The 25,436-nt window shown below is 40.9% G+C and carries 23 protein-coding genes; 19 read left to right on the forward strand and 4 right to left on the reverse strand.

Going from position 1 to position 25,436, the window contains the following annotated elements; all coding sequences use genetic code 11:
* Position 1: 1 nt before the first annotated feature.
* The 14 genes from flhB to HNW13_RS03005 all read left to right on the forward strand — a co-directional run bounded on the left by flhB (position 2) and on the right by HNW13_RS03005 (position 14,352).
* On the forward strand, positions 2-1,135 hold the full coding sequence (flhB, locus tag HNW13_RS02940; RefSeq protein ID WP_101085380.1) for a flagellar biosynthesis protein FlhB: 1,134 nt from the start codon (positions 2-4) through the stop codon (positions 1,133-1,135).
* A 116-nt stretch (positions 1,136-1,251) separates the two neighbouring features.
* Positions 1,252-3,351 (forward strand): flagellar biosynthesis protein FlhA, encoded by a 2,100-nt coding sequence (gene flhA / locus HNW13_RS02945; RefSeq protein WP_011636670.1) that lies wholly within the window; start codon positions 1,252-1,254, stop codon positions 3,349-3,351.
* 29 nt (positions 3,352-3,380) lie between these two features.
* Positions 3,381-4,766 carry a flagellar biosynthesis protein FlhF gene (gene flhF, locus HNW13_RS02950; RefSeq protein ID WP_162022667.1) on the forward strand — a complete coding sequence of 462 codons (1,386 nt, stop codon included), beginning with the start codon at positions 3,381-3,383 and terminating at the stop codon, positions 4,764-4,766.
* Between the two features lie 4 nt (positions 4,767-4,770).
* Complete coding sequence (locus tag HNW13_RS02955; protein WP_011636672.1) at positions 4,771-5,652, forward strand: MinD/ParA family protein; 882 nt, start codon at positions 4,771-4,773, stop codon at positions 5,650-5,652.
* Entirely contained in the window at positions 5,645-6,364 is a 720-nt protein-coding gene (locus tag HNW13_RS02960) for an RNA polymerase sigma factor FliA (protein ID WP_101085378.1), read from the forward strand. Before HNW13_RS02955 ends, HNW13_RS02960 begins: the two co-directional genes overlap by 8 nt.
* Positions 6,365-6,408: 44 nt before the next feature.
* Complete coding sequence (gene cheY, locus HNW13_RS02965; protein ID WP_011919599.1) at positions 6,409-6,792, forward strand: chemotaxis response regulator CheY; 384 nt, start codon at positions 6,409-6,411, stop codon at positions 6,790-6,792.
* A gap of 13 nt (positions 6,793-6,805) precedes the next feature.
* Positions 6,806-7,543 (forward strand): protein phosphatase CheZ, encoded by a 738-nt coding sequence (locus HNW13_RS02970; protein WP_192115334.1) that lies wholly within the window; start codon positions 6,806-6,808, stop codon positions 7,541-7,543.
* A gap of 15 nt (positions 7,544-7,558) precedes the next feature.
* Positions 7,559-9,772 (forward strand): chemotaxis protein CheA, encoded by a 2,214-nt coding sequence (locus HNW13_RS02975; protein WP_192115333.1) that lies wholly within the window; start codon positions 7,559-7,561, stop codon positions 9,770-9,772.
* Positions 9,773-9,802: 30 nt separating this feature from the next.
* Entirely contained in the window at positions 9,803-10,999 is a 1,197-nt protein-coding gene (locus HNW13_RS02980; RefSeq protein WP_182743866.1) for a chemotaxis response regulator protein-glutamate methylesterase, read from the forward strand.
* Positions 10,992-11,456, forward strand: coding sequence for a membrane anchored protein in chemotaxis locus (locus HNW13_RS02985; RefSeq protein WP_162022670.1), 465 nt, complete (start codon positions 10,992-10,994; stop codon positions 11,454-11,456). Before HNW13_RS02980 ends, HNW13_RS02985 begins: the two co-directional genes overlap by 8 nt.
* 45 nt (positions 11,457-11,501) lie before the next feature.
* Positions 11,502-12,296, forward strand: coding sequence for a ParA family protein (locus HNW13_RS02990; RefSeq protein WP_192115332.1), 795 nt, complete (start codon positions 11,502-11,504; stop codon positions 12,294-12,296).
* Positions 12,280-13,362: a chemotaxis protein CheW gene (locus HNW13_RS02995; RefSeq protein WP_101085372.1), complete on the forward strand. Its 1,083-nt coding sequence runs from the start codon at positions 12,280-12,282 to the stop codon at positions 13,360-13,362. Before HNW13_RS02990 ends, HNW13_RS02995 begins: the two co-directional genes overlap by 17 nt.
* A 2-nt stretch (positions 13,363-13,364) precedes the next feature.
* A complete protein-coding gene (locus HNW13_RS03000; RefSeq protein WP_011636681.1) occupies positions 13,365-13,859 on the forward strand; it encodes a chemotaxis protein CheW in 495 nt (164 codons plus the stop codon).
* 94 nt (positions 13,860-13,953) lie between these two features.
* Complete coding sequence (locus HNW13_RS03005; RefSeq protein WP_059747932.1) at positions 13,954-14,352, forward strand: DUF2802 domain-containing protein; 399 nt, start codon at positions 13,954-13,956, stop codon at positions 14,350-14,352.
* 87 nt (positions 14,353-14,439) lie between these two features.
* On the opposite strand, the gene HNW13_RS03010 is transcribed toward HNW13_RS03005, so the two are convergent.
* Both HNW13_RS03010 and HNW13_RS03015 read right to left on the reverse strand, forming a co-directional pair.
* A complete protein-coding gene (locus HNW13_RS03010; protein WP_192115331.1) occupies positions 14,440-15,816 on the reverse strand; it encodes an RsmB/NOP family class I SAM-dependent RNA methyltransferase in 1,377 nt (458 codons plus the stop codon).
* Between the two features lie 443 nt (positions 15,817-16,259).
* A complete protein-coding gene (locus tag HNW13_RS03015) occupies positions 16,260-16,931 on the reverse strand; it encodes a DUF2461 domain-containing protein (protein ID WP_192115330.1) in 672 nt (223 codons plus the stop codon).
* Between the two features lie 470 nt (positions 16,932-17,401).
* Here HNW13_RS03015 and HNW13_RS03020 point away from each other — a divergent pair, with 470 nt between their 5' ends.
* The 4 genes from HNW13_RS03020 (at position 17,402) to HNW13_RS03035 (ending at position 21,830) form a co-directional block, all read left to right on the forward strand.
* Positions 17,402-17,833 carry a RimK/LysX family protein gene (locus HNW13_RS03020; protein ID WP_011636685.1) on the forward strand — a complete coding sequence of 144 codons (432 nt, stop codon included), beginning with the start codon at positions 17,402-17,404 and terminating at the stop codon, positions 17,831-17,833.
* A 3-nt stretch (positions 17,834-17,836) separates the two neighbouring features.
* Positions 17,837-18,742, forward strand: coding sequence for a 30S ribosomal protein S6--L-glutamate ligase (gene rimK, locus HNW13_RS03025; RefSeq protein ID WP_101087737.1), 906 nt, complete (start codon positions 17,837-17,839; stop codon positions 18,740-18,742).
* On the forward strand, positions 18,742-19,755 hold the full coding sequence (locus tag HNW13_RS03030; RefSeq protein ID WP_101087738.1) for a succinylglutamate desuccinylase/aspartoacylase family protein: 1,014 nt from the start codon (positions 18,742-18,744) through the stop codon (positions 19,753-19,755). The genes rimK and HNW13_RS03030 overlap by 1 nt, the downstream gene beginning before the upstream one ends.
* A 491-nt stretch (positions 19,756-20,246) precedes the next feature.
* On the forward strand, positions 20,247-21,830 hold the full coding sequence (locus HNW13_RS03035; protein WP_192115329.1) for a PAS domain-containing methyl-accepting chemotaxis protein: 1,584 nt from the start codon (positions 20,247-20,249) through the stop codon (positions 21,828-21,830).
* A gap of 106 nt (positions 21,831-21,936) precedes the next feature.
* Here HNW13_RS03035 and HNW13_RS03040 read toward each other — a convergent pair whose 3' ends face one another.
* Entirely contained in the window at positions 21,937-23,973 is a 2,037-nt protein-coding gene (locus HNW13_RS03040) for a methyl-accepting chemotaxis protein (RefSeq protein WP_194956129.1), read from the reverse strand.
* A 372-nt stretch (positions 23,974-24,345) separates the two neighbouring features.
* Between HNW13_RS03040 and HNW13_RS03045 the strand changes: the two genes are divergently transcribed.
* Complete coding sequence (locus tag HNW13_RS03045; protein WP_192115328.1) at positions 24,346-25,038, forward strand: fumarylacetoacetate hydrolase family protein; 693 nt, start codon at positions 24,346-24,348, stop codon at positions 25,036-25,038.
* A gap of 94 nt (positions 25,039-25,132) precedes the next feature.
* On the opposite strand, the gene HNW13_RS03050 is transcribed toward HNW13_RS03045, so the two are convergent.
* Entirely contained in the window at positions 25,133-25,387 is a 255-nt protein-coding gene (locus HNW13_RS03050) for a hypothetical protein (RefSeq protein ID WP_192115327.1), read from the reverse strand.
* Positions 25,388-25,436 lie beyond the last annotated feature (49 nt).

A 25,436-nucleotide genomic window follows, 5' to 3' on the forward strand; every position in this document is an offset into this window, starting at 1 on the left:
TATGGCAGAAAGTGACAGCGGTCAAGAACGCACAGAAGAACCCACATCCAAGCGACTTGAACAAGCTCGAGAAAAAGGTCAAGTCGCTCGCTCTAAAGAGTTAGGTACCGCAGCGGTACTGCTTGCTGCATCTGTTGGTTTTTCGATGACAGGTCCTGCTATTGCCAAAAGCCTCTATACCATTATGGAGCAGATATTTTCCATGGAGCGCGATCAGATTTTTGATACTAACTCCATGTTCCGTGTGTGGGGGGTCGTCGGTAATGAGCTCGCAGGGCCATTAATTAGCTTTATTGCTTTGTTGGCGTTTGTTTCTTTCCTAGGCAATATTGTGCTAGGTGGCATGTCTTTTTCAGTCAAAGCGTTTATGCCTAAAGGCAGTAAGTTAAACCCCATGAACGGCTTTAAGCGTATGTTTGGCACCCAGGCATTGGTTGAGCTTACTAAAGGTATTGCAAAGTTTTCAGTGGTAGCGTTATCGGCTTATTTTTTACTAAAATTTTATTTCTACGATATTTTGACTCTGTCCAGTGATCATCTGCCGGGTAATGTATACCATGCTCTAGATTTACTTATTTGGATGTTCATCTTACTTTGCAGCTCGATGTTATTAATCGTTATTATTGATGTGCCATTTCAAATTTGGAATCACAATAAACAGTTAAAAATGACCAAGCAGGAAGTCAAAGACGAGTATAAAGATACTGAAGGCAAACCTGAGGTTAAAGGCCGCATAAGACAAATGCAGCAGGAGATGGCACAACGACGCATGATGACCGAGGTGCCTAATGCGGATGTTATTGTGGTTAACCCCGAACATTATGCAGTGGCAGTTAAATACGATGTAAGCCGATCATCAGCCCCTTTTCTAATCGCTAAAGGTGTCGATGACGTAGCCTTTAGAATACGTGAAATAGCTCGAGAGCATAACGTTGCTATTGTATCGGCCCCGCCGTTGGCTCGTGCTATTTACCACACGACTAAAGTGGATCAACAAGTGCCAGAAGGCTTATTTACTGCTGTTGCGCAGGTCTTGGCTTATGTATTCCAGCTTAGGCAATATCAAAAAGGTAAAGGTCGTAGGCCAAAACCTATCCCGCTTAAACAACCCATACCAGATGATTTAAAGCACTAATAATTAATCTATTTTAGATAGGTAATATTTATGGCTTAATTTTTGCTTTGTATGTTTATTCGCGTCAAATAACAGTCCATTGACGCCGTGATCTGACATAAAGGGTTCATCTTAATATGGATGCAAAAGCAGCTTTTGGCCAAATGAAACAAATGAAAGTATCTACTTTTAAAGGGATCGGAACGCCTTTATTAGTACTTGCTGCGTTAGGAATGGTGGTTTTACCTATTCCTGCTTTTTTGCTAGATATTCTGTTTTCATTCAATATTGCGTTGGCTTTAGTTGTACTCTTAGTTGCTATTTATGCTGACAGACCACTCGATTTTGCTGCTTTCCCTACCGTATTATTAATTGCAACGTTACTAAGACTCGCTCTAAACGTCGCCTCTACCCGTATTGTATTGCTTGAAGGTCATAATGGTGGTGCCGCTGCGGGTAAAGTCATTGAGGCTTTTGGTTCTGTGGTTATTGGCGGCAATTATGCCGTTGGTTTAGTGGTGTTTATTATCCTTATTATCATTAACTTTGCAGTGGTAACTAAAGGTGCGGGGCGTATTGCTGAGGTGAGTGCTCGTTTTACCTTAGATGCAATGCCGGGTAAGCAAATGGCCATTGATGCTGATTTAAATGCTGGCACATTAACCCAAGACCAAGCGCGGATCCGCCGTGCTGAAGTAACTCGTGAAGCCGATTTCTACGGTGCGATGGACGGTGCTTCAAAGTTTGTTAAAGGTGATGCCATTGCAGGGATCATGATCCTAGTCATCAATATGATTGGTGGATTTGTGATTGGTATGATCCAGCATGGATTAGACTTTTCTAGCGCGGTTGAAATTTATACCTTACTGACCATCGGTGATGGTTTAGTTGCGCAAATTCCCGGTTTATTACTGTCTATTGCCGCGGCCTTGATGGTGACGCGTCAAAACGAGTCTGGCGATATGGGCCAAATGATGTTCAGTCAGATGTTTGACAGTCATAAATCATTAGCCATTGCTGCTGGGTTACTCTTTATTATGGGTATTGTGCCTGGTATGCCTCATGTTGCGTTTTTGACATTTGCATTTATTACCGCTGGTGCTGCGTACTTTATTTACAAGCGTAACGTTGACAAAAAGCAAGCTGCACTAACGTTAGCAACTAAAGGACCAGTTGAGAGCAAGGATAAAGAACCTAAAGATTTAAGCTGGGACGATGTGCGCCATGTTGATACTATTGGTCTTGAAGTCGGATATCGCTTAATTCCTCTGGTTGATAAGTCTCAAGGTGGTGAATTATTAGGCAGGATCAAAGGCGTACGTAAAAAACTGTCACAAGAATTAGGTTTTTTAGTGCCAGCGGTGCATATTCGTGACAATCTAGACTTATCACCCAATGCGTATCGAATTTCGTTAATGGGTGTCGTAGTGGGTGAGGCTGAAGTTAGGCATGATTGTGAATTAGCCATTAATCCTGGCCAAGTTTACGGTAAACTAGACGGTATTGAAACTCGCGACCCAGCTTTTGGTTTAGAGGCAGTTTGGATAGCGCCAGAGCAACGTGAACATGCACAAACTTTAGGTTATACCGTCGTTGATACTGCAACGGTTGTAGCGACTCACATAAGCCAGTTACTGAGTAATAATGCTGCTAAGTTATTAGGTTACGAAGAAGTCCAGCAGTTAATGGATATGCTTGCTAAGAACTCTCCTAAATTAGTGGATGGTTTTGTACCAGATGTCATGCCTCTGGGATCAGTTGTTAAAGTGATGCAGAACTTACTTAACGAAGGGGTATCGGTACGAGATTTACGCACCATAGTGCAGACACTATTAGAGTACGGTACTAAGAGCAATGACACTGAAGTATTAACGGCAGCAGTGCGTATAGCGTTAAAACGTATGATCGTACAAGAAATCTCTGGACCAGAACTCGAAATTCCTGTCATAACATTGGCGCCAGAGTTGGAACAGATGTTGCATAAGTCTATGCAGGCGACTGGCGGTGAAGGACCTAATATTGAACCTGGTCTTGCAGAGCGTATGCAGCAGTCATTGTTAGATGCTGCACAGAAGCAAGAAATGGTAGGGCAGCCAGCCATTTTATTGACATCGGGTATGCTTAGGTCAACGCTGTCAAGATTTGTTAAATACACTATTCCAAATTTACGAGTGATTTCATATCAGGAAATCCCGGACGAGAAACAAATTAGAATTGTTTCTGCAGTAGGCCAATAGTGATAACGTCAGTTTATAGAGGTGCATAAGTGAAAATTAAACGATTTTTTGCCAAAGATATGCGCGCTGCATTGGCTCAAGTAAAAGAAACCTTAGGTTCTGACGCTGTCATTATGTCAAATAAAAAAGTCACTGGCGGAATCGAAATTGTCGCTGCTGTAGATTATGATGAACCTAAAGCCGCCATCGCATCACAAGCGCCGACTACCGGTTTTATGGATGTTAGTGACGATAGGGTGTCATTAGGCGCTAAGCCTGTGATGAAAGCTCAATCAAAGGTGAACCCACCTCCTGAGGCCGACTCTTTACAAGCCTTACTTCAAAAACAACATAATCGCATGACACAACAAATGTCTGTCAGCCAAGATGAACCGGATTTACCAGAATGGGCCCGCCAATTACAAGGGGCAAAGTCTGCTAAACCAGCATCAACTTTTCAATCGCAAGCGGCACCAGAGCAAGCTAAAAAAACCAATAAAAATCAATCTGCTGATATGGATGCTCTGCGCGAAGAAATGGCTTCATTGCGTAACTTATTGACCCATCAAGTTTCATCGTTGATGAAAGATCAAAAAAAGCGTACCGATCCTGTTGGCGCAATGCTAGAAAGTAAATTGATTGCAGCAGAGTTTTCTCCAGCCGTTGCTGCTAAACTAGCGGGGCTAAGTCAACACTACACCCCAGCCGATTTAGTGAGAGCATTACCACAAAGTTTAGCCAATTTACTCGACAATCAAGGCGACGATATAGTTAAACGTGGTGGTGTTGTGGCGTTTGTTGGTCCAACCGGTGTAGGTAAGACAACTTCTTTAGCTAAAATAGCCGCTCGCTTTGCCGCCCATCATGGCCCAGAGCAGGTAGCATTGATTACCACCGACCATTATCGTATTGGTGCCTATGAGCAATTAGCGACTTATGGCAAAATAATGGGCTGTCCGGTTAAGCAAGCACATGATTTAACCGAATTAGAACAAATTTTATATCAATTTAGAAATCGTAAGTTAGTATTAATTGATACCGCAGGTATGGGACAGCGAGATATGCGCTTATATCAGCAACTGGATAATTTAACAGCAAATAGTAGGATCCCAATTCGGAGCTACTTAGTCTTATCTGCAACTGGTCAACGTCGTGTGTTACAAGATGCTGTAGAACATTTTAAACGAATTCCATTAGCGGGTGCGATTTTAACAAAGTTAGATGAATCGATATCAATTGCAGGTGCATTGAGCGTATTGATTCAAAATGAGTTACCATTAAGCTATGTTACTGACGGTCAACGTGTTCCTGAGGACATGAAAGTAGCAGATACGTTAGAGTTGGCTAAAAAGGCTCTCGCGGCGTTAAATGAAACAGAACAACAATCGTCACAAGACACAGTGTGGTCTAATGACACAGCCTATGCATTTGAGTAAAGATATGACTCGGGATCAAGCAAGTGGTTTACGTATGATGAATCAACCAAATAACGATAAAGTTAAAGTAATTGCCGTATCCGGTGGTAAAGGCGGAGTGGGTAAAACCAGTGTGTCAATTAATACTGCGGTAGCACTAGCTGAAAAAGGCAAACGCGTATTAGTGCTTGATGCCGATTTAGGTTTAGCCAACGTCGATGTCATGCTTGGGATACGTGCTGAGAAAAATTTATCTCATGTTTTGTCCGGAGATGCCGAATTAGATGACATCATTGTCCGTGGACCTAAAGGTATTGGTATTGTTCCTGCCACATCGGGTTCTCAAGCGATGGTTGAGTTGTCGCCAGCACAACATGCTGGACTTATCCGTGCATTTAGTGAAATGCGAACTCAGTTCGATATTTTAATTGTGGATACTGCTGCTGGTATATCAGACATGGTGCTGAGTTTTTCTCGTGCATCACAGGATGTATTGATAGTCGTTTGCGACGAACCAACATCAATTACTGATGCTTATGCGCTGATTAAAATTTTAAGTCGTGAACATGGTGTGTTCCACTTCAAAATTGTGGCAAATATGGTACGTAGTTTACGAGAAGGTATGGAATTATTTGCTAAACTCAGTAAAGTGACGGATAGATTTTTAGATGTTGCTTTAGAATTAGTGGCAACAATACCATTCGATGAAAATTTACGTAAAGCTGTTCGTAAGCAAAAGTTAGTTGTTGAAGCGTATCCTAAGTCGCCTTCAGCTATTGCTTATCATGGATTAGCCAATAAAATTATGACTTGGCCAGTTCCACAACAGCCAGGTGGTCATTTAGAGTTTTTTGTTGAACGTCTTGTACAACGTAAGCCGATACAAGAAGGAAGAACGAGTGAATAAAGCCGCCGCGTATACTCAGTTCGATAACAAAACGTCTATTGTTGAACAGTATGCACCGTTGGTAAAAAGAATTGCTCATCATATGCTGGCAAGATTACCAGCATCGGTGCAACTTGATGATTTATTACAAGCTGGGATGATGGGGTTACTTGAGGCCTCATCTAAATTTGATAACAGTAAAGGGGCTAAGTTTGAAACCTTTGCAGGCATCAGAATTCGTGGTGCAATGATAGATGAAATTCGACGTGGTGACTGGGTTCCGCGCTCAGTTCATCGTAATAATCGTCTAGTAGCACATGCAATTGATGAATTGGGGCAACTGCTTGGAAGAGATGCCAATGATACAGAAATTGCTGAAAAACTTGATATGTCTCTCGATGAATACCATCATATCTTAAATGATGTTTCTGTTGGTAAAATCATAGGCATAGAAGACCTTGGTGTGTCGCAAGATGTGTTAATCACAGACAACGAAACGCCAGATGAAACCTTTGACTCGCTTGCTGAAATTCAATTCCAATCTGCATTGGTTGAAGCAATTAAGACATTGCCAGAAAGAGATGCATTAGTGTTGTCGTTGTATTACGACGAAGCATTAAATTTAAAAGAAATCGGTGCCATCCTTGAAGTTAGCGAATCGCGAGTAAGCCAGATATTAAGTCAGGCAATGCTCAGATTAAAAGCGAAACTCAAGCATTGGACACAAGAATAATAACTTATCTAGAGCAAACGAGTGTCAGCTCACCGGAGGAAACCTTGGACAAGAATATGAAGATTCTTATTGTTGACGATTTTTCAACAATGAGGCGTATCATTAAGAACTTGTTGCGAGATTTGGGATTTAATAATACCCAAGAAGCAGATGATGGCTCAACAGCCCTACCTATGTTGCAAAAAGGCGATTTTGATTTTGTGGTAACAGACTGGAATATGCCTGGAATGCAAGGTATTGATTTACTTAGAGCAATCCGTGCAGATGATTCGTTAAAGCATTTACCTGTGCTAATGGTAACTGCAGAAGCTAAGCGTGAACAGATTATTGCTGCAGCGCAAGCCGGTGTAAATGGTTATGTCGTAAAACCTTTTACCGCAGCTACGTTAAAAGAAAAGTTAGACAAAATCTTTGAACGACTCGCATAAGCAAGGATAAGTCATGCAGGCATCAATATCGGGGTTAATCACTCTCGAACAGGCCCAAGAACTTGTTGAATTGCTTAGCTTGGGTCAACAAGATAAAGCCGATGAAATGATCAGAGAGCTTGCAACGCCATTGCAGCGTGAGCTTTTTGAAGAAGTCGGTAAACTAACTCGACAACTCCATAGTGCACTAAAAGATTTTCAAGTTGATAACCGTTTATCTGAATTAGCCAATACCGAAATACCAGATGCTAAAGAAAGATTGAACTATGTTATCGACATGACAGAACAAGCTGCAAATAAAACCATGGATGCAGTTGAAGAATGTCTACCTTTGGCCGATACCATCATTAGCAATATACAATCAGTGACGCCAATGTGGGATAAATTGATGCGTCGTGACATAGAAATGGGTGAGTTTAAGTCACTTTGTCATGATGTTCAGCAGTTTATGTTACATAGTGAAAATGATTCTAATCGTCTTCGCGAGTTATTAAATGAAATTTTGATGGCGCAAGACTTCCAAGATTTGACGGGGCAAATGATCCGTCGAGTGATTGATTTAGTTCGTGAAGTAGAAAGTAATCTGGTCTCAATGCTAACGGTATTCGGAGATCATACTACCGAATCATTGCCAACTATAAACGAAAATAAAATAGAAGCAGAAGGTCCCATCATGCATGCTGAACTGCGTGAAGATGTGGTGACAGGTCAAGATGAAGTAGACGATCTGCTATCAAGTCTGGGTTTCTAATTAGGAGTCAATTTAATGTCTTTTGATGTTGATGAAGAGATACTCCAGGACTTTTTAATTGAAGCTGGCGAGATTTTAGAGCTTCTACAGGAGCAGCTAGTTGCTCTTGAAAATAATCCTGATGACAGTGATTTACTCAATGCTATTTTCCGTGGATTCCATACTGTTAAAGGTGGGGCTGGTTTTTTAAGTCTAAAACCGATGGTTGACGTGTGTCATGAAGCTGAAAACACGTTCGATTTATTACGCACCGGTAAACGTGGCGTAAATGCAGAATTAATGGATATTATTTTGCAAGCGGTCGACGCGATTAATTCCATGTTTGCTCAAACTCAACAGGGAGAATCACAAGACCCTGCTGATTCTGCATTACTTGCTAAACTCAAATTATTAAGTTCAGGAGCGCCATTACCTTCAGAAATGTCGGCAGATGAGCCAGAACCAATTGAAAATATTGTTGAATTCAGTGATCCTGAATATGTCGAAGATATTAGCATTCCCTCAGCGGAAGTATCTGACACTGGTAGTATTGATGACATTGATGAGTCAGAATTTGAGGCGTTGCTTGATGCCTTACATGGTCCGGGTAAAAGTCCTGTTGCAACTAAACCTTCTGAAGTAAAAAAAGCCAATATTGATTCAAAGCCTGCCGCAAGTAGTAGCGATGAAATCACTGATGATGAGTTTGAAGCATTATTAGATGAATTACATGGCTCAGGTTCATTTGAAGCTAAAACCAAACCTGCAGCTCCAACTAAGCCTGCTGCAACGCCTATTGTTGAACCCCTTGTTGATTCTGATGAAATAACTGACGATGAATTTGAACGTCTTTTAGATGAATTACACGGAAAAGGTACTGCGCCAGTTGCTAAATCGCAAACGCCTCCGCCAGCTCAACCTACTAATGCCGTTGCTCCTGTGCAAGCAGCAAAAGTTAGCCCAGCTCCTGTTGTTAAACCAGTAGCGACATCAGTCCCTGTAGTTGCTCCAAAGGTTGAACCTGTAAAAGACAAAACACCTGCTAAAGCGGCGTCTGTCCCACAAGGTGAAACAACGGTTCGTGTTGATACTGCTCGTTTAGATCAAATCATGAATATGGTTGGTGAGTTAGTGTTAGTGCGTAACCGATTGGTTAGTTTAGGCATTAATCGTGAAGACGAGGAAATGTCCAAAGCGCTAGCAAACCTGGATTTGGTTACGGCTGATTTACAAGGTGCGGTGATGAAAACCCGCATGCAACCGATTAAGAAAGTTTTTGGTCGTTTCCCGCGTGTTGTCCGTGATTTAGCCCGTACCTTAAATAAAGAAATTGATTTAATCATGATTGGTGAAGAAACCGATCTTGATAAAAACTTAGTTGAAGCGTTAGCCGATCCTTTAGTCCACTTGGTTCGAAACTCAGTCGATCACGGTATCGAAATGCCGATAACTCGTGAAGCTAGCGGTAAATCTCGAACCGGTACCATTACCTTATCGGCTAGCCAAGAAGGTGACCACATCCTGCTTAAAATTGAGGATGATGGCGCGGGAATGGACCCTGAGAAGCTAAAACAAATTGCGATAAGTCGTGGTGTGCTTGATGAAGATACCGCCTCGAGAATGACCGATAACGAAGCTTACAATTTGATTTTTGCCCCAGGGTTTTCAACCAAAGTTGAAATTTCAGATATTTCAGGCCGTGGAGTGGGCATGGATGTGGTGAAAACCCGCATCAACCAACTTAACGGTACTGTTTATATTGACTCAATGAAAGGTAAGGGTACTGTTCTCGAAATTAAAGTGCCATTAACTTTGGCTATTATGCCAACATTGATGGTTGATGTGTCTAATCAAGTTTTTGCACTACCATTATCAAGCGTGAATGAAATCTTTAATTTAGATTTAACAAAAACCAATATAGTCGATGGTCAATTGACGGTGATTTTCCGTAATAAGGCCGTGCCATTATTTTACCTAGAACATTGGCTGCACAGTAAAAAATCAACATTTAAACATGGTGATAAGAAGCATGGTCATGTGGTTATTGTTCAGCTTGGCACTATGCAAATTGGTTTTGTTGTAGATGCATTGATTGGACAAGAAGAAGTGGTCATTAAACCGCTTGGCAGTATGTTACAAGGTACTCCAGGTATGGCGGGTGCGACAATTACATCCGATGGTGGTATTGCACTGATTTTAGATGTGCCAGGACTGCTAAAACATTACGCTAAAAGCAAAAAAATAAAATAAAAATAAAAGTTCCATTATTTAAGGAATTAAATGGCCATAAAAGTACTAGTTGTAGATGATTCTAGCTTTTTTCGACGTCGAGTCAGTGAGATTGTCAATCAAGATCCTGATCTCGAAGTCGTTGCCGTTGCTGTTAATGGCAAAGAAGCTGTTGATATGGCTGCAAAGTTAAAGCCTCAAGTCATTACGATGGATATTGAAATGCCTGTGATGGACGGTATAACTGCTGTCCGTGAAATTATGGCTAATAATCCTACTCCCATTTTAATGTTTTCATCGTTAACTCATGATGGTGCTAAAGCGACACTTGATGCGTTAGAAGCCGGTGCACTAGATTTTTTGCCAAAACGTTTTGAAGATATAGCAACCAATAAAGACGATGCGATTCTTTTGTTACAGCAACGAATTAAAGCATTAGGTCGACGTAGGATATATCGGCCAAGTTCGTTAACACCTACTTCATTACCAGAATCTCGTCGTTCAACGATTGCGGCTCCAGATATCAACACGCCTCGTCGTCCGCTAAGCAGCCGTTTAGCTTCCACAACAACGCCTGTAGCGACTCGTTCCAGTTTATCCACAACCTTAGCAGATCGTCAGAGCGCTAATCCGACAACGTCTTCAATATCGTCTATTCGGGCCAGTGGTAAGCAATATAAATTGTTACTCATCGGGACTTCAACCGGTGGGCCAGTAGCATTACAGAAAGTATTAACTGCATTTCCTGCAAATTATCCTCATCCCATAGTGTTGATACAGCATATGCCTGCGGCGTTTACTCCAGCCTTTGCAGCTCGTTTAAATACCTTGTGTAAAATTGAGGTAAAAGAAGCTGAAAATGGTGATGCCATGCGCCCTGGTTGTGCCTATTTGGCGCCCGGAGGCATGCAGCTCATGATTGAGCGAAGCGGTATTTCTGGAAGACTTAAAGTCATTTCCGGAACCCAAGAAATGAACTATAAGCCGTGTGTTGATATTACTTTTGCATCAGCATCCAAAGCTTTTGGCGGTGATGTTTTAGCGGTTGTATTAACGGGAATGGGCGCAGACGGTAGAGAAGGTGCCAGAATGTTAAAGTCTGTCGGTGCCACTATTTGGGCGCAGGATGAAGCAAGCTGCGTGGTATATGGTATGCCTCAAGCTGTAGCATCAACCGGTATCGCAACTCACTCTATTTCATTAGATAATATGGCTGAAGCTATTTTAAAAGAGTCTAGTCGTGGCTAAGCCAGAATACTCATTGCAGACGAAGCAAAAACTGGGATTTTTTTTGTCCTTTATTGCCATAGTAGTATTAGCGGGTTTGTATATTGACGCTGATCAAAAAGTGACGTTATTAGAGCAGGATGTAGCACGATTAACGGCGTCTCAAGTGTTATTGATGGTACCCGATGATCAGGCCGCTAATATTGCTAATTGGTTAACTCAACATCCTGAACAAACTCAAGCAATCATAGCGTCAGCAGGAAAAAAACAAGCACAAAGTGTGCTGTTTGGTCCGGGTTCTTTAGATGATGCACCGCTTACTGATATTGATAAGGTTGAGCACGATACTGATGTTTCTGCTGAACAAAATGATCAAGAAGTCATAGTGTCTGAAGATGCTCAGGGGGTTAAAGTGATCCGTTTACCTAATGGTGGCATCCGTGTAACAACCCGCGATGATAAACAACACAAGCAGTAGTCAATTTACCATAACAATATCATTATAATGAGTTGAGAGGCTTCTTTGAAAGTATGGACGGTAGCTAACCAAAAAGGTGGGGTAGGTAAAACCACCACAGTAGTCAGTTTAGCCGGAGCATTGGTTAAACGTGGCCAACGAGTGTTGATAATCGATACCGATCCTCATGCTTCATTGGGCTATTACTTAGGTATTGATTCAGACGAAGTGCCTTGCTCGCTTTATGATGTTTTTTTGAATCATCAAACACTGACCCAAGAGTTTATTTTACAAAATGTGCTTCCAACTCAAATTGAAGGGCTTGATATCATTCCGGCTAATATGGCGTTAGCGACACTTGATAGGTCACTAGGTCATCAAGAAGGAATGGGATTGGTGTTACGTAACTTATTGGCATTGCTTGAAGATAAATATGATGTTGCTATTATCGATTGTCCGCCAGTATTAGGGGTGTTAATGGTTAATGCATTAGCAGCAAGTCATCACATTATTATTCCTGTTCAGACTGAGTTTTTGGCGATAAAAGGACTCGAACGTATGGTGAAAACCATGGAAATAATGGGGCGTTCTAAGAAAACCCGTTATAGCTATACCGTATTACCTACAATGTATGACAAGCGCACTAAAGCGTCCCCAATAGCGTTACAATTTTTGCAGGATAAATATGCTTCAACACTGTGGCCCAATGATGTAATACCTGTAGATACAAAATTTAGAGATGCAAGTTTGGCTCATTTACCCGCATCACATTATTCAGCCAGTAGCCGAGGTGTAAAAGCATATAATCGTTTGCTGGATTTTTTATTTTCTCAGGAGTTTACTCATGTCAAAATCGGTTGATGAAACTGTTTTTGATTATTTCAGTCTTTTATTACAGGAATCGCCTAAACCGATTACTGAGCAAAGCCTTGAGGTAAAACCAAGTCTTTCTGTTAATTCCGTTAATGACATCACCGATAAAGTGTCCATTATTAACGATGACAAACCGACTCGTATGTCGGCTGAAATGACGTTATCGGCACATTATTCACAACTAACATCATCTAAAGCCTCTCCTGTCATTGCTAGGCAATATGCAGAGCCAACTACCAGTGTCGATAAACAGGCACTTGAAAAATTATTATCTGCTGTGTCTAAACCCAGAGTAGAAACCGATTTAACGCAACAGATTAAAGCCAGTGCAGAACGAGTTCGTCAGGCTATCACTCATATTGAGCCTGAAGTTGGCATTAGTCGTGCAAAAATACAACAAACAGAATTAACGAATAAAGAAATCAAGCCGTTAGTCGATATAAACAATAACGAAAGTTCACATGCTGATATAAAAGACGCTATTATTAAGCATGAACAGTTGGTAGAGAATTCGCCGACGCAAGAGCACAATGCGCCACAGACTCAGGTTGGGCACCAACCGCCCAGTATTACTCATGATTTGCAAGAGTTACTTGAAGATGAATTTCAGGTGTTATTCTTCAATGTAGCAGGGTTAACACTCGCTGTGCCATTGGTGAGTTTGGGTGGGATTATAAAAATAGAGAAGATAAGCCATCTTATCGGTAGGCCATCTTGGTTTAAAGGGGTGCAAACCCACCGAGATACTAAAATAAATGTGGTTGATACGTGCGCGTGGGTGATGCCTGAAAAATATACTCCAGAATTAGCACAGACAGTAAATTATCAATATCTTGTCATGCTTGAAGATAGTCAGTGGGGATTAACGTGCGAATCGTTAGTTAACGCCGTTAAAATAGATAAATCACACGTCAATTGGCGTGAGAAACCGGGTAAGCGTCCTTGGCTTGCTGGGGTAGTAAAACAACAAATGTGTGGCATTTTACATGTTCAAGCATTAATCAAAATGCTTGATGCAGGTTTAGGTTGTCAGGATTCGATTGACCGAGGTTAACTATGAGCAATTCTAGAAGTGTAGCAGCGGCTACTGCAGCTAAAGACGATTTAGTATTACAATGGGTTATATTTAAGCTAGATAATGAAACCTACGGTATTAACGTAATGCAAGTTCAAGAAATATTACGTTACACCGAAATTGCTCCTGTACCAGGTGCACCAGATTATGTGTTAGGTATTATTAACTTACGCGGAAACGTGGTAACGGTTATCGATACTCGTTCACGTTTTGGTTTGCCATCAGCCGAACTGGATGATTCTACTCGAGTGGTTATTATTGAAGCTGAAAAACAAGTGATCGGGATTTTAGTTGATAGTGTCGCTGAAGTGGTTTATTTACGTCGCTCAGAAATTGATAACGCGCCGAATGTGGGCACTGAAGAAAGCGCTAAATATATTCAAGGCGTGAGCAACCGCGATAACGAATTATTGATTCTAGTCGACTTGGATAAATTATTATCTGATGATGAGTGGGTAGAGTTAACACAAATTTAATCGTAATCTGATGAAAAAAGCCAACCGAATTACTGTTGGCTTTTTGTTTTGGCTTTAATTTTGTTTTTTTGGTTGAAGCAACAAAGGTATGTTAATGGGTGATGAATTTCTAATTGCAGCTTTAGTGTACGTTATTGCATGTCTTGGTTTGGTACTTTACTTACAAAAACAGTCGAGTAAATTAAAAACTAAAGTTAATGCCCTAACAGTGCTAGTAAAAGAAAGCGACCGTCAGCGGGAAGCTGTTAAACGTGAACTACACGAATTGCGCAGTGGTACTATTGGTGTAGGAAGGCGTGTTGTCGAATTAGAGAAAAAACTCTCCAAGCAATTTGATATGCTGGAAGAAGCTAGCCAGCAAGACCCTCAAGCCAAATTATATTCTAGGGCAGTAAAAATGGTGGGTTTGGGGGCCGGTATTGAAGAGTTAATGCAAGAGTGTGAGTTACCTAAAGCAGAAGCTGAATTAATATTACGCCTACATCGAAAATAGCCCGTTAACCATTAGCTCGCAATAATAAAAGCCATCGACTTGATGGCTTTTTAGTGGGAAATTTTAATTCTCTTACGGCTAGGCGTACTATTTGCGGCGCATTTTTGCGACAAACATGCCATCACTGTTAGCTTGCTGAGGCCAAATTGTCAGCATATTACACGGTTGCCCAGTAAAAGGATGGATGACCGGTTCAAGTTCAAACTCGGCTGTTTCTGATAAAAAGTCTTTTACAATTTGTTCATTTTCACTAGGTGATAAAGAGCACGTAGCATAAACCAATTTACCGCCTACTTTTACAGCCACTGCGCTACGTCGTAAAATGGCTAGTTGTAGCATCGGTTTATCTGTTACTGCACTGGCATCATCAAGCCATCGCATATCTGGATTTCTACGCCAAGTACCTGTGCAGCTACAGGGTGCATCGACTAACACTCCGTCAAAGGTATTCGCATCTACAGGCAATACGTCGCCTTTCCAAGGTGCAACACTAATATTATCAAAACCTGCACGTTTGGCACGCTTGCGTAGCTCTTCCAACGGTTTAGTTCGAATATCAGATGCAATAATACTGCCCGTTAAGGCAGAGCCTTGCTGCAACATTAATGAATATAATTGCAGTGTTTTGCCGCCAGCACCACTACAAGCATCCCACCATTTTTCATGGTTACTTGGTTGACAAATTTGACCAATTACTTGCGAGGCTAAATCTTGGATTTCAAGATAACCTTGTTTATAAACATTTATTTCATTTAGATTAATACTTTTATTACCTAAATTTATGGCATCAGAAAAGTAACTATTCGCTTTTGCTTCAACGCCCGCTTGTCGAAGAGATTCGATCACTTTTTCTGTTGATAATGTTTGTGCACGAGCCCAGATCGGAGGTCGACTGCTCATTGCATTCACAACAGCATATTGATTAACATCATCAATAGGGCAAAGTTGCCAAAACCATTGTGGTAACAACTGGGTTAGTTGACAGGTATCAATGCCACTTACATTAATAAAGGCGGTTAATTTGTCATTCAATGAAGCATTATTTATCAGTTCAACCTGGTCCGGGCGGGTTTGAGGCCAACTTGCGAAGTCATTCCAGGCAGTAGCAACGTCATTCCATTCATGTTGTTCCAACATCGCGCATGTGCTTAGCTGTTGAAACCATGTAGTGTGTTTTTGGCTTGAATTTAATTGCTTTAACCAGCCCCACCAGCGAAATAGACCAAACAAACTTTCGCGGATCACTCGCCTATCTTTTGACCCATGTTTTTTATGTTCACGAAAATATTGGCCAATGATTCGATCGGCAGGCATGTTGGTACTCATAACCTGATTAAACAGTGTCTCAATAGTGGTTGAGTAACTTAGGGCTCGCTTTTGTGCTGGTGTCGTCGCAGCTATTTCTTGCACATGTGTCTCGTCTGATGTGGATGCGTTAGACATGGCGGGAATATTATGACTCATGAATTGACCTGATATTGCCGCACAGCACATAACCGATGCTGTACAGGGGACTATTTCTTGCTAGTTTAACACGGCTTATCTAAATGATGAGCTAAAACTATGTTGGTCAAAATGACATCATACCTTAGCGATAATCTTGTAATATTAAATAATTCTCAAAGGTTATCACCCGCGTTCTGTGTTAAATAACCTGAGCTCGGGATAATAAACGCCTTTCAAACAGCCCTTTGTCCTGCTAACTGTGTTGAATCGACTTACTATAGGCTAGCTATTGACGCGTCAATTCGCCTTGCTAGCATAACAAATGACAAGCTTGAAAGTGAGCTTGGTTAACATGCTGATTTTAAATAGCTAAGTTCATTCCTTATCCCGAGTTCAGGTTAAATACGCTTATTCACGTCGTCGAAACGACGCTTCTATGATGATGTTATGATTCACTCTCACTAAAAGTCTAAATCTAATGCAAAACATAGATAGGCCATTAGCGCGCGGGTATGTTGATATTCTTGTGCACAAAATTCAACAAAATCAGCCTGACATACTTGTTCTGAACTAATTGGTTTGATGGCAATAAAGTCTTTTCGCCTGAGCTCGGCAATCATTGGGTGATGTTTATCAAATCCTCGTGGAGGTCTAATTAAACTATCTCCCGTTAATTCAAATCCTGCTTGTGATAGTTGAGTTAATGCTTTTTGATAAGCATTAGGGTTTTCATCAATACAATGACGAATGGCATTGAGATCTTTTGATTCTGGGTGCCAAATACCCGCGGCAATGAAGCATTCATCATTAGCGATGTGAACATAAAACCCCGGAGCATGGACATCTTTGGCTTGAAAGTGTTTAAACTGAATGCCGACATTGGTTTTATAAGGCGTTTTATCTTTGCTAAAGCGACTGTCGCGTTGTGGGCGCATTAGACTGCCGCCAACTTTTTTAGCCACGGCGATGAATCGTGGCGACATCGCTAAAATAGGCCCTTGCATGGCTTCTATAAACTGTAAAGCTGGCGTTCTCACTTGATCTTCGTATTGCTGTTGGTTGGCTTTAAACCATTCTCTATCGTTGTTAACTGCTAGACTGTTTAAAAAATCGAAACTATGCTGACTGAACATGACGGTACCTTTTTTTTACAATAGCGATGCAGATATTAATGTTATAATTTGGCTATCATGTTAAACAATGTCTACTCTGAGTGAAATAGCTAGGGTTGATTTAAGCCATTAATATTGTGCACGTTATTTGAACATTTAAATGTTAACTCTGTATTTTTTGTATTAAAAAACAAGGTAAACGTTAGTTTTTGGCGCTTTAGGTATGGTCGTGTTGTTGTTGTAACTTACTGACATAGAAATTTTTTTTAGATATGTTGTTAATGTTAGTTTGATATAAATAAAGTGTTGGTGTTAAAATTGTTTTGAAGGCTATATTTTTGACAAAAACTTTGTCGGTTAACGTTTGGTTAACAAAGCGTATACGTTGAGCAGTGCAATCAAAAACTTAATTGTGGCGTCTGCTCAAATATTGAATTTATAGAAAGATAACACTTTGGAATGAATAATTCCTCTACAAGAAAGGATTGACCATGACTGAACATTCCCTCGGTATTGTGGGTTGGCGTGAATGGGGCACTTTTCCTGATATTGGCAACGAAAGAGTCAAAATCAAAGTGGATACTGGCGCAAAAACATCTTGTTTACATGCGTTCAAAATAAAACCGTTTCAAAAAGAAAACCAAAAATGGGTTCGAGTCTGGCTTCATCCTGACCAAGGTTCAGATCGTGAAGTCGTATGTGAATTTCATGTATTTGATCGCCGAGATGTTAGTGACTCTGGTGGTCATGTAACGAAACGCTACGTGATAAAAACGCCGATCTTAATCGGTGATCAACTTTTTGACATCGAACTGACGTTAACCAATAGAGATCACATGAAATTTAGAATGTTATTGGGACGCCGCGCATTAGAAGGGCGTTTTTTGGTTAATTCAGCAGAATCATTTCTAGCAGGAGAATAACAAATGCATATTGCAATAATGTCGAGAAATAAGAATTTATACTCGACAAGTCGGTTAAAAGAAGCTGCTGAAGCTCGTGGTCATATTGTCAATATTGTTGACCCATTAAAGTGTTATATGAACATCAACATGAATGCGCCTAGCATCCATGTTCGCGGTGAAGAACTGCCAAAATTTGATGCGGTTATTCCGCGTATTGGCGCATCTGTCACCTTTTATGGCACCGCGGTATTGCGCCAGTTTGAGATGATGGGAACACATCCATTAAATGAGTCGGTCGCGATTACTCGCTCACGTGATAAGTTACGTTCATTGCAACTATTATCACGTAAAAATATTGGTTTACCAGTAACAGGTTTTGCCAATAAACCGGCAGACATCCCCGATTTATTAGACATGGTCGGTGGCGCCCCTTGTGTGATTAAGCTACTTGAAGGAACCCAAGGTATTGGTGTTGTCTTAGCTGAAACTCGCAAAGCGGCAGAATCTGTTATTGAAGCCTTTATGGGCCTAAAAGCTAATATCATGGTGCAAGAATATATCGCAGAAGCCGGTGGTGCAGATATTCGTTGTTTTGTTATTGGTGACAAAGTGATTGCCGCGATGAAACGCCAAGCATTACCTGGCGAGTTCCGTTCTAATTTACACCGTGGTGGTTCTGCTAGCATTGTTAAATTAACGCCTGAAGAACGCTCAACCGCGTTACGTGCCGCTAAAACAATGGGTTTAAATGTTGCTGGCGTAGATATTTTACGTTCTAAACACGGTCCATTAGTGATGGAAGTTAACTCATCTCCTGGTCTTGAAGGTATCGAAAAAGCTACTGGCATTGATGTTGCTGAAAAAATCATTCAGTTTATTGAGAAAAACGTTAAATCCACCAGTTCAAAAACGAAAGGTGTTGGTTAATGGTAAAAAAGCATGAACCGTTTGTTATCGGTGATGTTAGCGTAGCGGCAGGCACTCAACAAAGTGTCAAATTGCCCGCAGCAAAACTGTATAACGATACACCGATGGATTTGCACGTTGAAGTGTTTCACGGCACTAAAGCGGGACCCGTTTTATTGGTTTGCGCAGCAATCCATGGTGATGAGTTAAATGGCATTGAAATATGTCGACGTTTGCTCGGTCGTGTTAATGCTAAAACCTTAACGGGAACCCTATTAATTGTTCCCATCGTTAACGTGTTTGGTTTTATTCAACAATCTCGTTATTTACCGGATCGTCGCGATTTAAATCGCTGTTTTCCGGGCTCTGCTAAAGGTGCGCTAGCGAGTCGTTTAGCCCATTTATTCAGCAGTATTTTAGTGAAACGTGCAACCCACATTGTCGATTTGCATACTGGTGCTATCCATCGCGATAATTTACCGCAGATCCGTTGTGACACCGACGATGAAGTGATGCTCGACATGGCAAATGCCTTTGGTGCTCCGGTGATAATGTCATCAAAAGCACGTGAGGGTTCAATGCGTGGTTATGCCAACAGCCTGAATATTCCTTGTATTTTATATGAAGCAGGTGAAGCTCTGCGCTTTAGTGATATGTCGATTAAATCTGGCGTTAATGGTGTTATCAATGTGATGCGCTGTTTAAGTATGACTAAAGGCAAAATTAAAACTAAAAGTACCAGCGTCAATGCCAGCCGCAGTTATTGGGTCCGTAGTGAGTCTGATGGATTAGTAAATATTAAGCTTAAATTGGGTGAGCGCGTCTCTAAAGGGCAGGTGTTAGCCAATATCGTTAACCCTTTGGGTGGTGAACCATTGCCATTGCTAGCGCCGACAGACGGAATTATTATTGGCAACAGTAATATTCCCGTGACCAATGAAGGCGAAGCCTTGTTTCATATTGCGCAATTTAGCGGTGACGAGATAGAAATCATCAACGATAACCTTGACGATTTTATGCAAGAATACGCTTAATACATTTGTACATTGATGTTTGTTTTGTGTAAATGGCCCTGTTGCTGCTCAAATTGAATATTGTTAGCTGATTGAGAGCACGACTTGGATCATTTGAGCGTCAAATTAATATGTGGGGCAATACATTGCCTCACATATTAAGCCTTCACCACTATATCCCCTTAAGAAATAACTCACTTTTGCAGTTAACCTGTTAAGCTCTGCCCTGGGTAGTCGCTTGGGTAAATCGATAAATACGTCTTAGCAGAATTTATCTATATCATCGTGTATATTGTAAGTATTAGGGTGAAATTAATTATTTAATTGACAATTTTCAAATACATATCAAACTATAATGACTTATAATAAATAGGGATATGGCACACTCACAATAGTGATGACATTTCTCCACCACCTTATTAAATGGAAGTTCTGTCTATGCACCTTTGGTGTAACAGATAGCATTAATGAGTTTTCTTATTCACTATACCGAGACAAGGATGTCAGTGCCTATGCGCAATAATCAACCCATTACCCTTAATCAGTACCACTTCGATGATGATGTTCGTTTAATTTCAGGAACCGATCTGCGCGGTCATATTATCTACTGCAATGATGCTTTTGTTGACGTCAGCGGCTTCGAAAAAAATGAATTGATTGGTAAGCCACATAATCTTGTGCGTCATCCTTATATGCCAGGTGAAGTGTTCAAAGAGATGTGGGCCTGTATTTCAGCTGGTAAAGTGTGGATGGGGCTGGTTAAGAATCGCCGTAAAAATGGTGATTATTATTGGGTTAGTGCATTTGTTACGCCAGTATTTGATAATAATAAAGTCGCCGGTTACGAGTCCGTTAGGGTGACTGCATTACCAAGCGAAATTGCCCGTGCTGAAGCGGCTTATGCCAGAATAAAAGCTAAAAAGTCACCAAGACCACTTCACGCAAAAATAAAACATCAAGTCATTAAATTATTACCGGCTTGGTTACCCATGTTTATTTTGTCCCTTGTATTAACTGAATTTTGGGGCGTTCTCCCTGGTGCAATAGGGTTATTCACGCTTGTAGTATCAACGGCATGGTTGGGCTATAAACAGCAACAAGATTGGTATGAAGTGGTCCAACTTAATCCTAATTCGTTTACAGATCTCATTGTTGCAGAAACCTATTTTGCTGACTTTGGCGCCAAAGCGCAGGCAAAATTAGCGTTGGGTTGCGAAGTTGCTCGTTGTCGTACTGCGATGACGCGGATTGAAGATGCTGCAAAATCATTAGATGGCATTGTCGAACACACCCAAATAGAGGCTGAGTCAACGGCTAAAGCGGTGAGCTTACAAAGTGGAGCAACACAACAAATTGCCTCGGCAATTACCCAAATGTCCACTGCTATCCAAGAAGTGTCCGCGAACGTTGAAGGTAATGCTTATAGCGCAAAAGAAGCGTTAGACAATGTTAATGCAGGGGCTCAACTGGCTAATGAAGCTAAGCAATCTATTGATGAGTTAAATCTCTCTGTCGCGGATATCGCCAAAACAGTACGCGAGTTATCTGAATCTACAAGTGAGATAGGTCAAGCCGCCAGCCTGATTTCGAGTATTGCCGACCAAACTAATTTGTTAGCCTTAAATGCTGCTATTGAAGCTGCTAGGGCGGGGGAACAAGGTCGTGGCTTTAGCGTTGTTGCAGATGAAGTGCGCTCCCTAGCACTGAAAACCCGCGAATCCACCGACAGAATTCACAGCATTGTGAGCGTATTAACGAAGCGAGCCAGTAATGCCGTTCAAGTGTCGGTAAGTGGTGAACAAGCGGCCAGTAAAGGTGTTGAAATTGTTGATAAAACACGTAATGCATTAGCGTCGATTAACCAATCCGTTGAACAAATCACCCAACTTACTTTAGATATGTCTGCGGCGGTAGAGCAGCAGAGTGCAGTAGCTGAGCATATTAATCAGCAAATTATTGATATTGCTGATTCTGCAGAAATTACTAAAGCTTCATCAGAAAAATCGCTACATAACAGTAGTGAATTGGGCCAGTCAGTGTTAATGGTTCGATCTATTATCAGGCGCTTTGCTGTAGGGACCTTAGGTAAGAAATAGACGATATACCACAGCATCTTTTACAGCGTCAAAATAGGCCAGAAATCATTGTGATTACTGGCCTATTTTATTGTGTCTCTTACTAAAGATTTTATTACGCTACTGATTAGAGTTTAAAGCGTTCAACAGAGGTGGTAAGTGAGTGAGCTAATTGATTTAATTGCTGGCTTTGCTGTGTCATTGAAGCTGACTCATGGGCATTTTGTTCTGCTGAATCGGCTGTTTGAGTCATCGTTTGCTCTATTTGTTGGCTATGGCTTACTTGTTCATTGGCTGCATGAGTAATGCTTTGGCTCATGCCATTAATGGTGCTAAGCGCCGCCTCTATTTGTTCGATTGCATCATGCAACGACTGGCTTTGTTCTACACATTCACTGGCTTGTCTTTGCCCTTGTGAGATGGCTGTCACGGCATAGGTTGTTTCTTGTTGTAAGGCACTAATCATGGTTTGAATTTCGGCGGTTGCTAATTGCGTTCTAGAGGCTAATGAACGCACCTCATCAGCAACAACGGCAAATCCACGCCCATGCTCACCGGCCCTAGCGGCTTCAATCGCGGCATTTAAGGCCAACAAATTAGTTTGATCGGCAATCGCACTGATGGTGGTTAAAATCCCACCAATATTATCACTGTGTTGACTGAGCTTTGCCATGGTCTCGACTGAGTCGCGCAAGCTGGTTGATAAGGCTTCAATACGGAAACGGTTATCATTAGCAATGGTTTTTATTTGTACTCCTTGCGAAGAGGCTAATTTAACATGTTGTTCAGATTCTGAAGCTTGCTCATTGACCTGATTTGAACTGTGATGTATTTGCTCTGCAAGCTGTTTAGCTTGATTAATATTGTTAATTTGTCCGGCGGCCGAATGAGATATTGTCTCGCTTTGCGCTTGCGAGCGAAGAGCTGATTCATCTAGCAAGTGTGCATCACGGCTAATGGCTTGCAATAAATTAGTTAGATCGTCAGACAGTTTATTGATGTTATCCATCAGCTCGCCAAATTCATCATTATTTCGTTTGGTTAATCTCCGAGATAAATCACCGCTGGCAATGCGCGATAATGCACTGTTAATGGCTTGTAGAGGGCCTAACATGGCTTTTGAGGTAAAGTAATAGATAAACATCGCCATTAACACAAACACCACTGCCATTGTAATAGCAAAAGTTTGTGCGGTACTCACTTCATCAATCGCAACCATTTGTAATTGATGGAACCTTTCGTTCGCAAGCTTTACTAATTGATCTAACTGATTGTTAGTGGCATCAAAAAAGGTGTTGGCTTGCAGGTTGCTATTCTCAGCTAAGCGCTGCTGATTGACGACATTTTGTTGCGCGAGATACAAGCTACCGGGGTTATCGGTGAAGTTTTTAATTGCTTGCAAGTTGGTGTCAAAATCTACAAATAGCGCAGTTGCACCCAAAGGCTCTGCTTGTTGGGTTAAGTAGTTGCCATTAACCGTAATATTACCTAATAACATGGCCACATCTTGTTTATGAATATTAACGGCATCAACAGAGGTTAATCGGCCAAGTTCCGTCATGGTATTGCCCAGAGTAAATAGCATGTCGTCGATGCGTACTCCGCCGCCAATGACTTCGTTTAATAACTGCTGCTCGCCCGACGGGGCTTCTATCAGTTCTAAATCAATCATATTGTTACTGGCATTAATTCGAACATTATCAAATTGTTGTTTTAACGCGCTGAAGCTGTCGCGGTTTTGTCCTATTTCAAGTTTAGCGCTGAACATGATGTGCGATTGCTGTTCGTACTGCTGGTATGATTTTTGAGCTTGCGTTAATGACTGAAGCATTGTGGGTTGATCTGCAACTTTTGCAGATAATGTCTTTAATACCTCTCTGAACTCTAGTTGCAATTGCTTGAACTGCTTATAACTGAGGTCAATATTGTCATTATCGATTTGTGAATAAGCTAAACTGCCGGTTTTAGCCATTTTTAATAAGGTAATTTGTAAGGCATTTGACTGGTTTTGTACCGGTACTGCTAACGTTTCGATATTAATATTGGCTGTTTGAATTTTACTCAAGGAATGATAAAAAAAACTACTTCCAGCAAGCAGTAATAAGCCAATTGAGGCAAATCCTAATGCTATTTTTTGTTTGATTGTCAATTCGAATATTGTCATTTAGTCTCTCATATTGTTATTTTTCTGACGTCATTCTTACTGTATTAATACTTAATCAAGCATGATTTTTGTCCAATAGTGACAAACTCTAGAGTAGTTGGTTGTTAAAATAATGTAAATGGCATTGTGTAAAAATAGAAATATACCTTTGTTTTTATAGTTATATTTTACTTTTTCAATCCAAATAGATATTGAGCATGTGTGCCAATTGATTATGATTAATGAGCAATATCATTGAACCATTCACAATCTAATAGGCAAGCGATAATGCTTTGGGTATGATTTAAAAAGAGTCGTTGTTCTATTTTGAAATAATTCGCTTTATTGTTAGAAGGATTACTCTTATCACTATTTCAATTATTCGAGGTTAATGTGAGTTTACAATCCGTTTCGCTAACGCAATCAGATGGGCAAGTACGCCTCGTCTCGCCATCAAAAATCATTTGTATTGGGCGTAATTATGCTGAGCATATTGACGAACTCGGTAATGAAATTCCTGATGATATGGTGGTGTTCCTTAAACCAAACTCAGCCATTACCACTACTTTGTGTAGTCACTTAGGTGAGCCTTTACATTATGAAGCCGAATTATGCTTTATGGTGAATAATGGTCAGTTTAGTGCGGTTGGTGTTGGGCTTGATATGACTAAGCGTGAGCTGCAAACCAATTTAAAAACCAAAGGCTTACCGTGGGAGCGTTCTAAAGCTTTTAATGGTTCGGCGTTATTCAGCGAATTTAATGCAATAACCGCAGATATAAAAGATTGGTGCTTTCAATTAACCATTGATAATGCCGTGACGCAATTAGGTCATCAGCAATTAATGATGTACCAGCCACACGCTATTTATAACGCTGTCAGTGAGTTTATGACCTTAAACGATGGTGACATTGTGATGACAGGCACACCTAAAGGCGTAGGCGTGGTGACGGAAAATACTACCTTTGAGTTGAGCTTATGGGCAAATGTACCATTTACTGTATTTGAGGCTGCGCTGTCGGGGGATAAATCGGTTGAACAGCTTTGTGGTAACCCAGAAATCGTTAAGCAATGGCAGGCTAAATAACGTTAGGTCGTGAAATAAAACATACTCGAAAAAAATGACCATCTTATTAAAGAGGGTCATTTTTTATGAAGACATTAAATGGGTATTAATGCTATTACATTAACGCTACGGCTTCCATGTCTAGCTCGATATCAGTGCAACCTTTAGCGCAATAAATCCCTGGGGCTTTAGCGTTTTTTGGTGCCTTTTTAGTATTAGGCGGTAATTGCAGTGTTAGTGGTTTATTACAGTCGCTGCAAGTTGCAATGTTGCCTTTAAGCATGCGTTTTATCAGATTTTTTTGTTGATTAAAGGATGCCAATGTTGGGTCATTAATCGCTGAAAAATCGAGTTTCTGGGTATCGCTCATGTCGGTTCCTGTCTTTCTCGTTGAGCTCGCAATAAAGCGAGATCAATCT

Origin of the sequence: Shewanella sp. BF02_Schw, assembly GCF_014596695.2 — a bacterium.
In the GTDB taxonomy this organism is placed as follows: Bacteria; Pseudomonadota; Gammaproteobacteria; order Enterobacterales; family Shewanellaceae; genus Shewanella.

What these genes read in the sequence shown, in the direction of transcription:
- flhB (WP_101085380.1), top strand. Translation starts at nt 2, where the DNA reads ATGGCAGAAAGTGACAGCGGTCAAGAACGCACAGAAGAACCCACATCC.
- flhA (WP_011636670.1), top strand. Translation starts at nt 1,252, where the DNA reads ATGGATGCAAAAGCAGCTTTTGGCCAAATGAAACAAATGAAAGTATCT.
- HNW13_RS02955 (WP_011636672.1), top strand. Translation starts at nt 4,771, where the DNA reads ATGACTCGGGATCAAGCAAGTGGTTTACGTATGATGAATCAACCAAAT.
- HNW13_RS02970 (WP_192115334.1), top strand. Translation starts at nt 6,806, where the DNA reads ATGCAGGCATCAATATCGGGGTTAATCACTCTCGAACAGGCCCAAGAA.
- HNW13_RS02975 (WP_192115333.1), top strand. Translation starts at nt 7,559, where the DNA reads ATGTCTTTTGATGTTGATGAAGAGATACTCCAGGACTTTTTAATTGAA.
- HNW13_RS02980 (WP_182743866.1), top strand. Translation starts at nt 9,803, where the DNA reads ATGGCCATAAAAGTACTAGTTGTAGATGATTCTAGCTTTTTTCGACGT.
- HNW13_RS02995 (WP_101085372.1), top strand. Translation starts at nt 12,280, where the DNA reads ATGTCAAAATCGGTTGATGAAACTGTTTTTGATTATTTCAGTCTTTTA.
- HNW13_RS03000 (WP_011636681.1), top strand. Translation starts at nt 13,365, where the DNA reads ATGAGCAATTCTAGAAGTGTAGCAGCGGCTACTGCAGCTAAAGACGAT.
- HNW13_RS03005 (WP_059747932.1), top strand. Translation starts at nt 13,954, where the DNA reads ATGGGTGATGAATTTCTAATTGCAGCTTTAGTGTACGTTATTGCATGT.
- HNW13_RS03010 (WP_192115331.1), bottom strand. Translation starts at nt 15,816, where the DNA reads ATGAGTCATAATATTCCCGCCATGTCTAACGCATCCACATCAGACGAG.
- HNW13_RS03015 (WP_192115330.1), bottom strand. Translation starts at nt 16,931, where the DNA reads ATGTTCAGTCAGCATAGTTTCGATTTTTTAAACAGTCTAGCAGTTAAC.
- HNW13_RS03020 (WP_011636685.1), top strand. Translation starts at nt 17,402, where the DNA reads ATGACTGAACATTCCCTCGGTATTGTGGGTTGGCGTGAATGGGGCACT.
- rimK (WP_101087737.1), top strand. Translation starts at nt 17,837, where the DNA reads ATGCATATTGCAATAATGTCGAGAAATAAGAATTTATACTCGACAAGT.
- HNW13_RS03030 (WP_101087738.1), top strand. Translation starts at nt 18,742, where the DNA reads ATGGTAAAAAAGCATGAACCGTTTGTTATCGGTGATGTTAGCGTAGCG.
- HNW13_RS03035 (WP_192115329.1), top strand. Translation starts at nt 20,247, where the DNA reads ATGCGCAATAATCAACCCATTACCCTTAATCAGTACCACTTCGATGAT.
- HNW13_RS03040 (WP_194956129.1), bottom strand. Translation starts at nt 23,973, where the DNA reads ATGACAATATTCGAATTGACAATCAAACAAAAAATAGCATTAGGATTT.
- HNW13_RS03050 (WP_192115327.1), bottom strand. Translation starts at nt 25,387, where the DNA reads ATGAGCGATACCCAGAAACTCGATTTTTCAGCGATTAATGACCCAACA.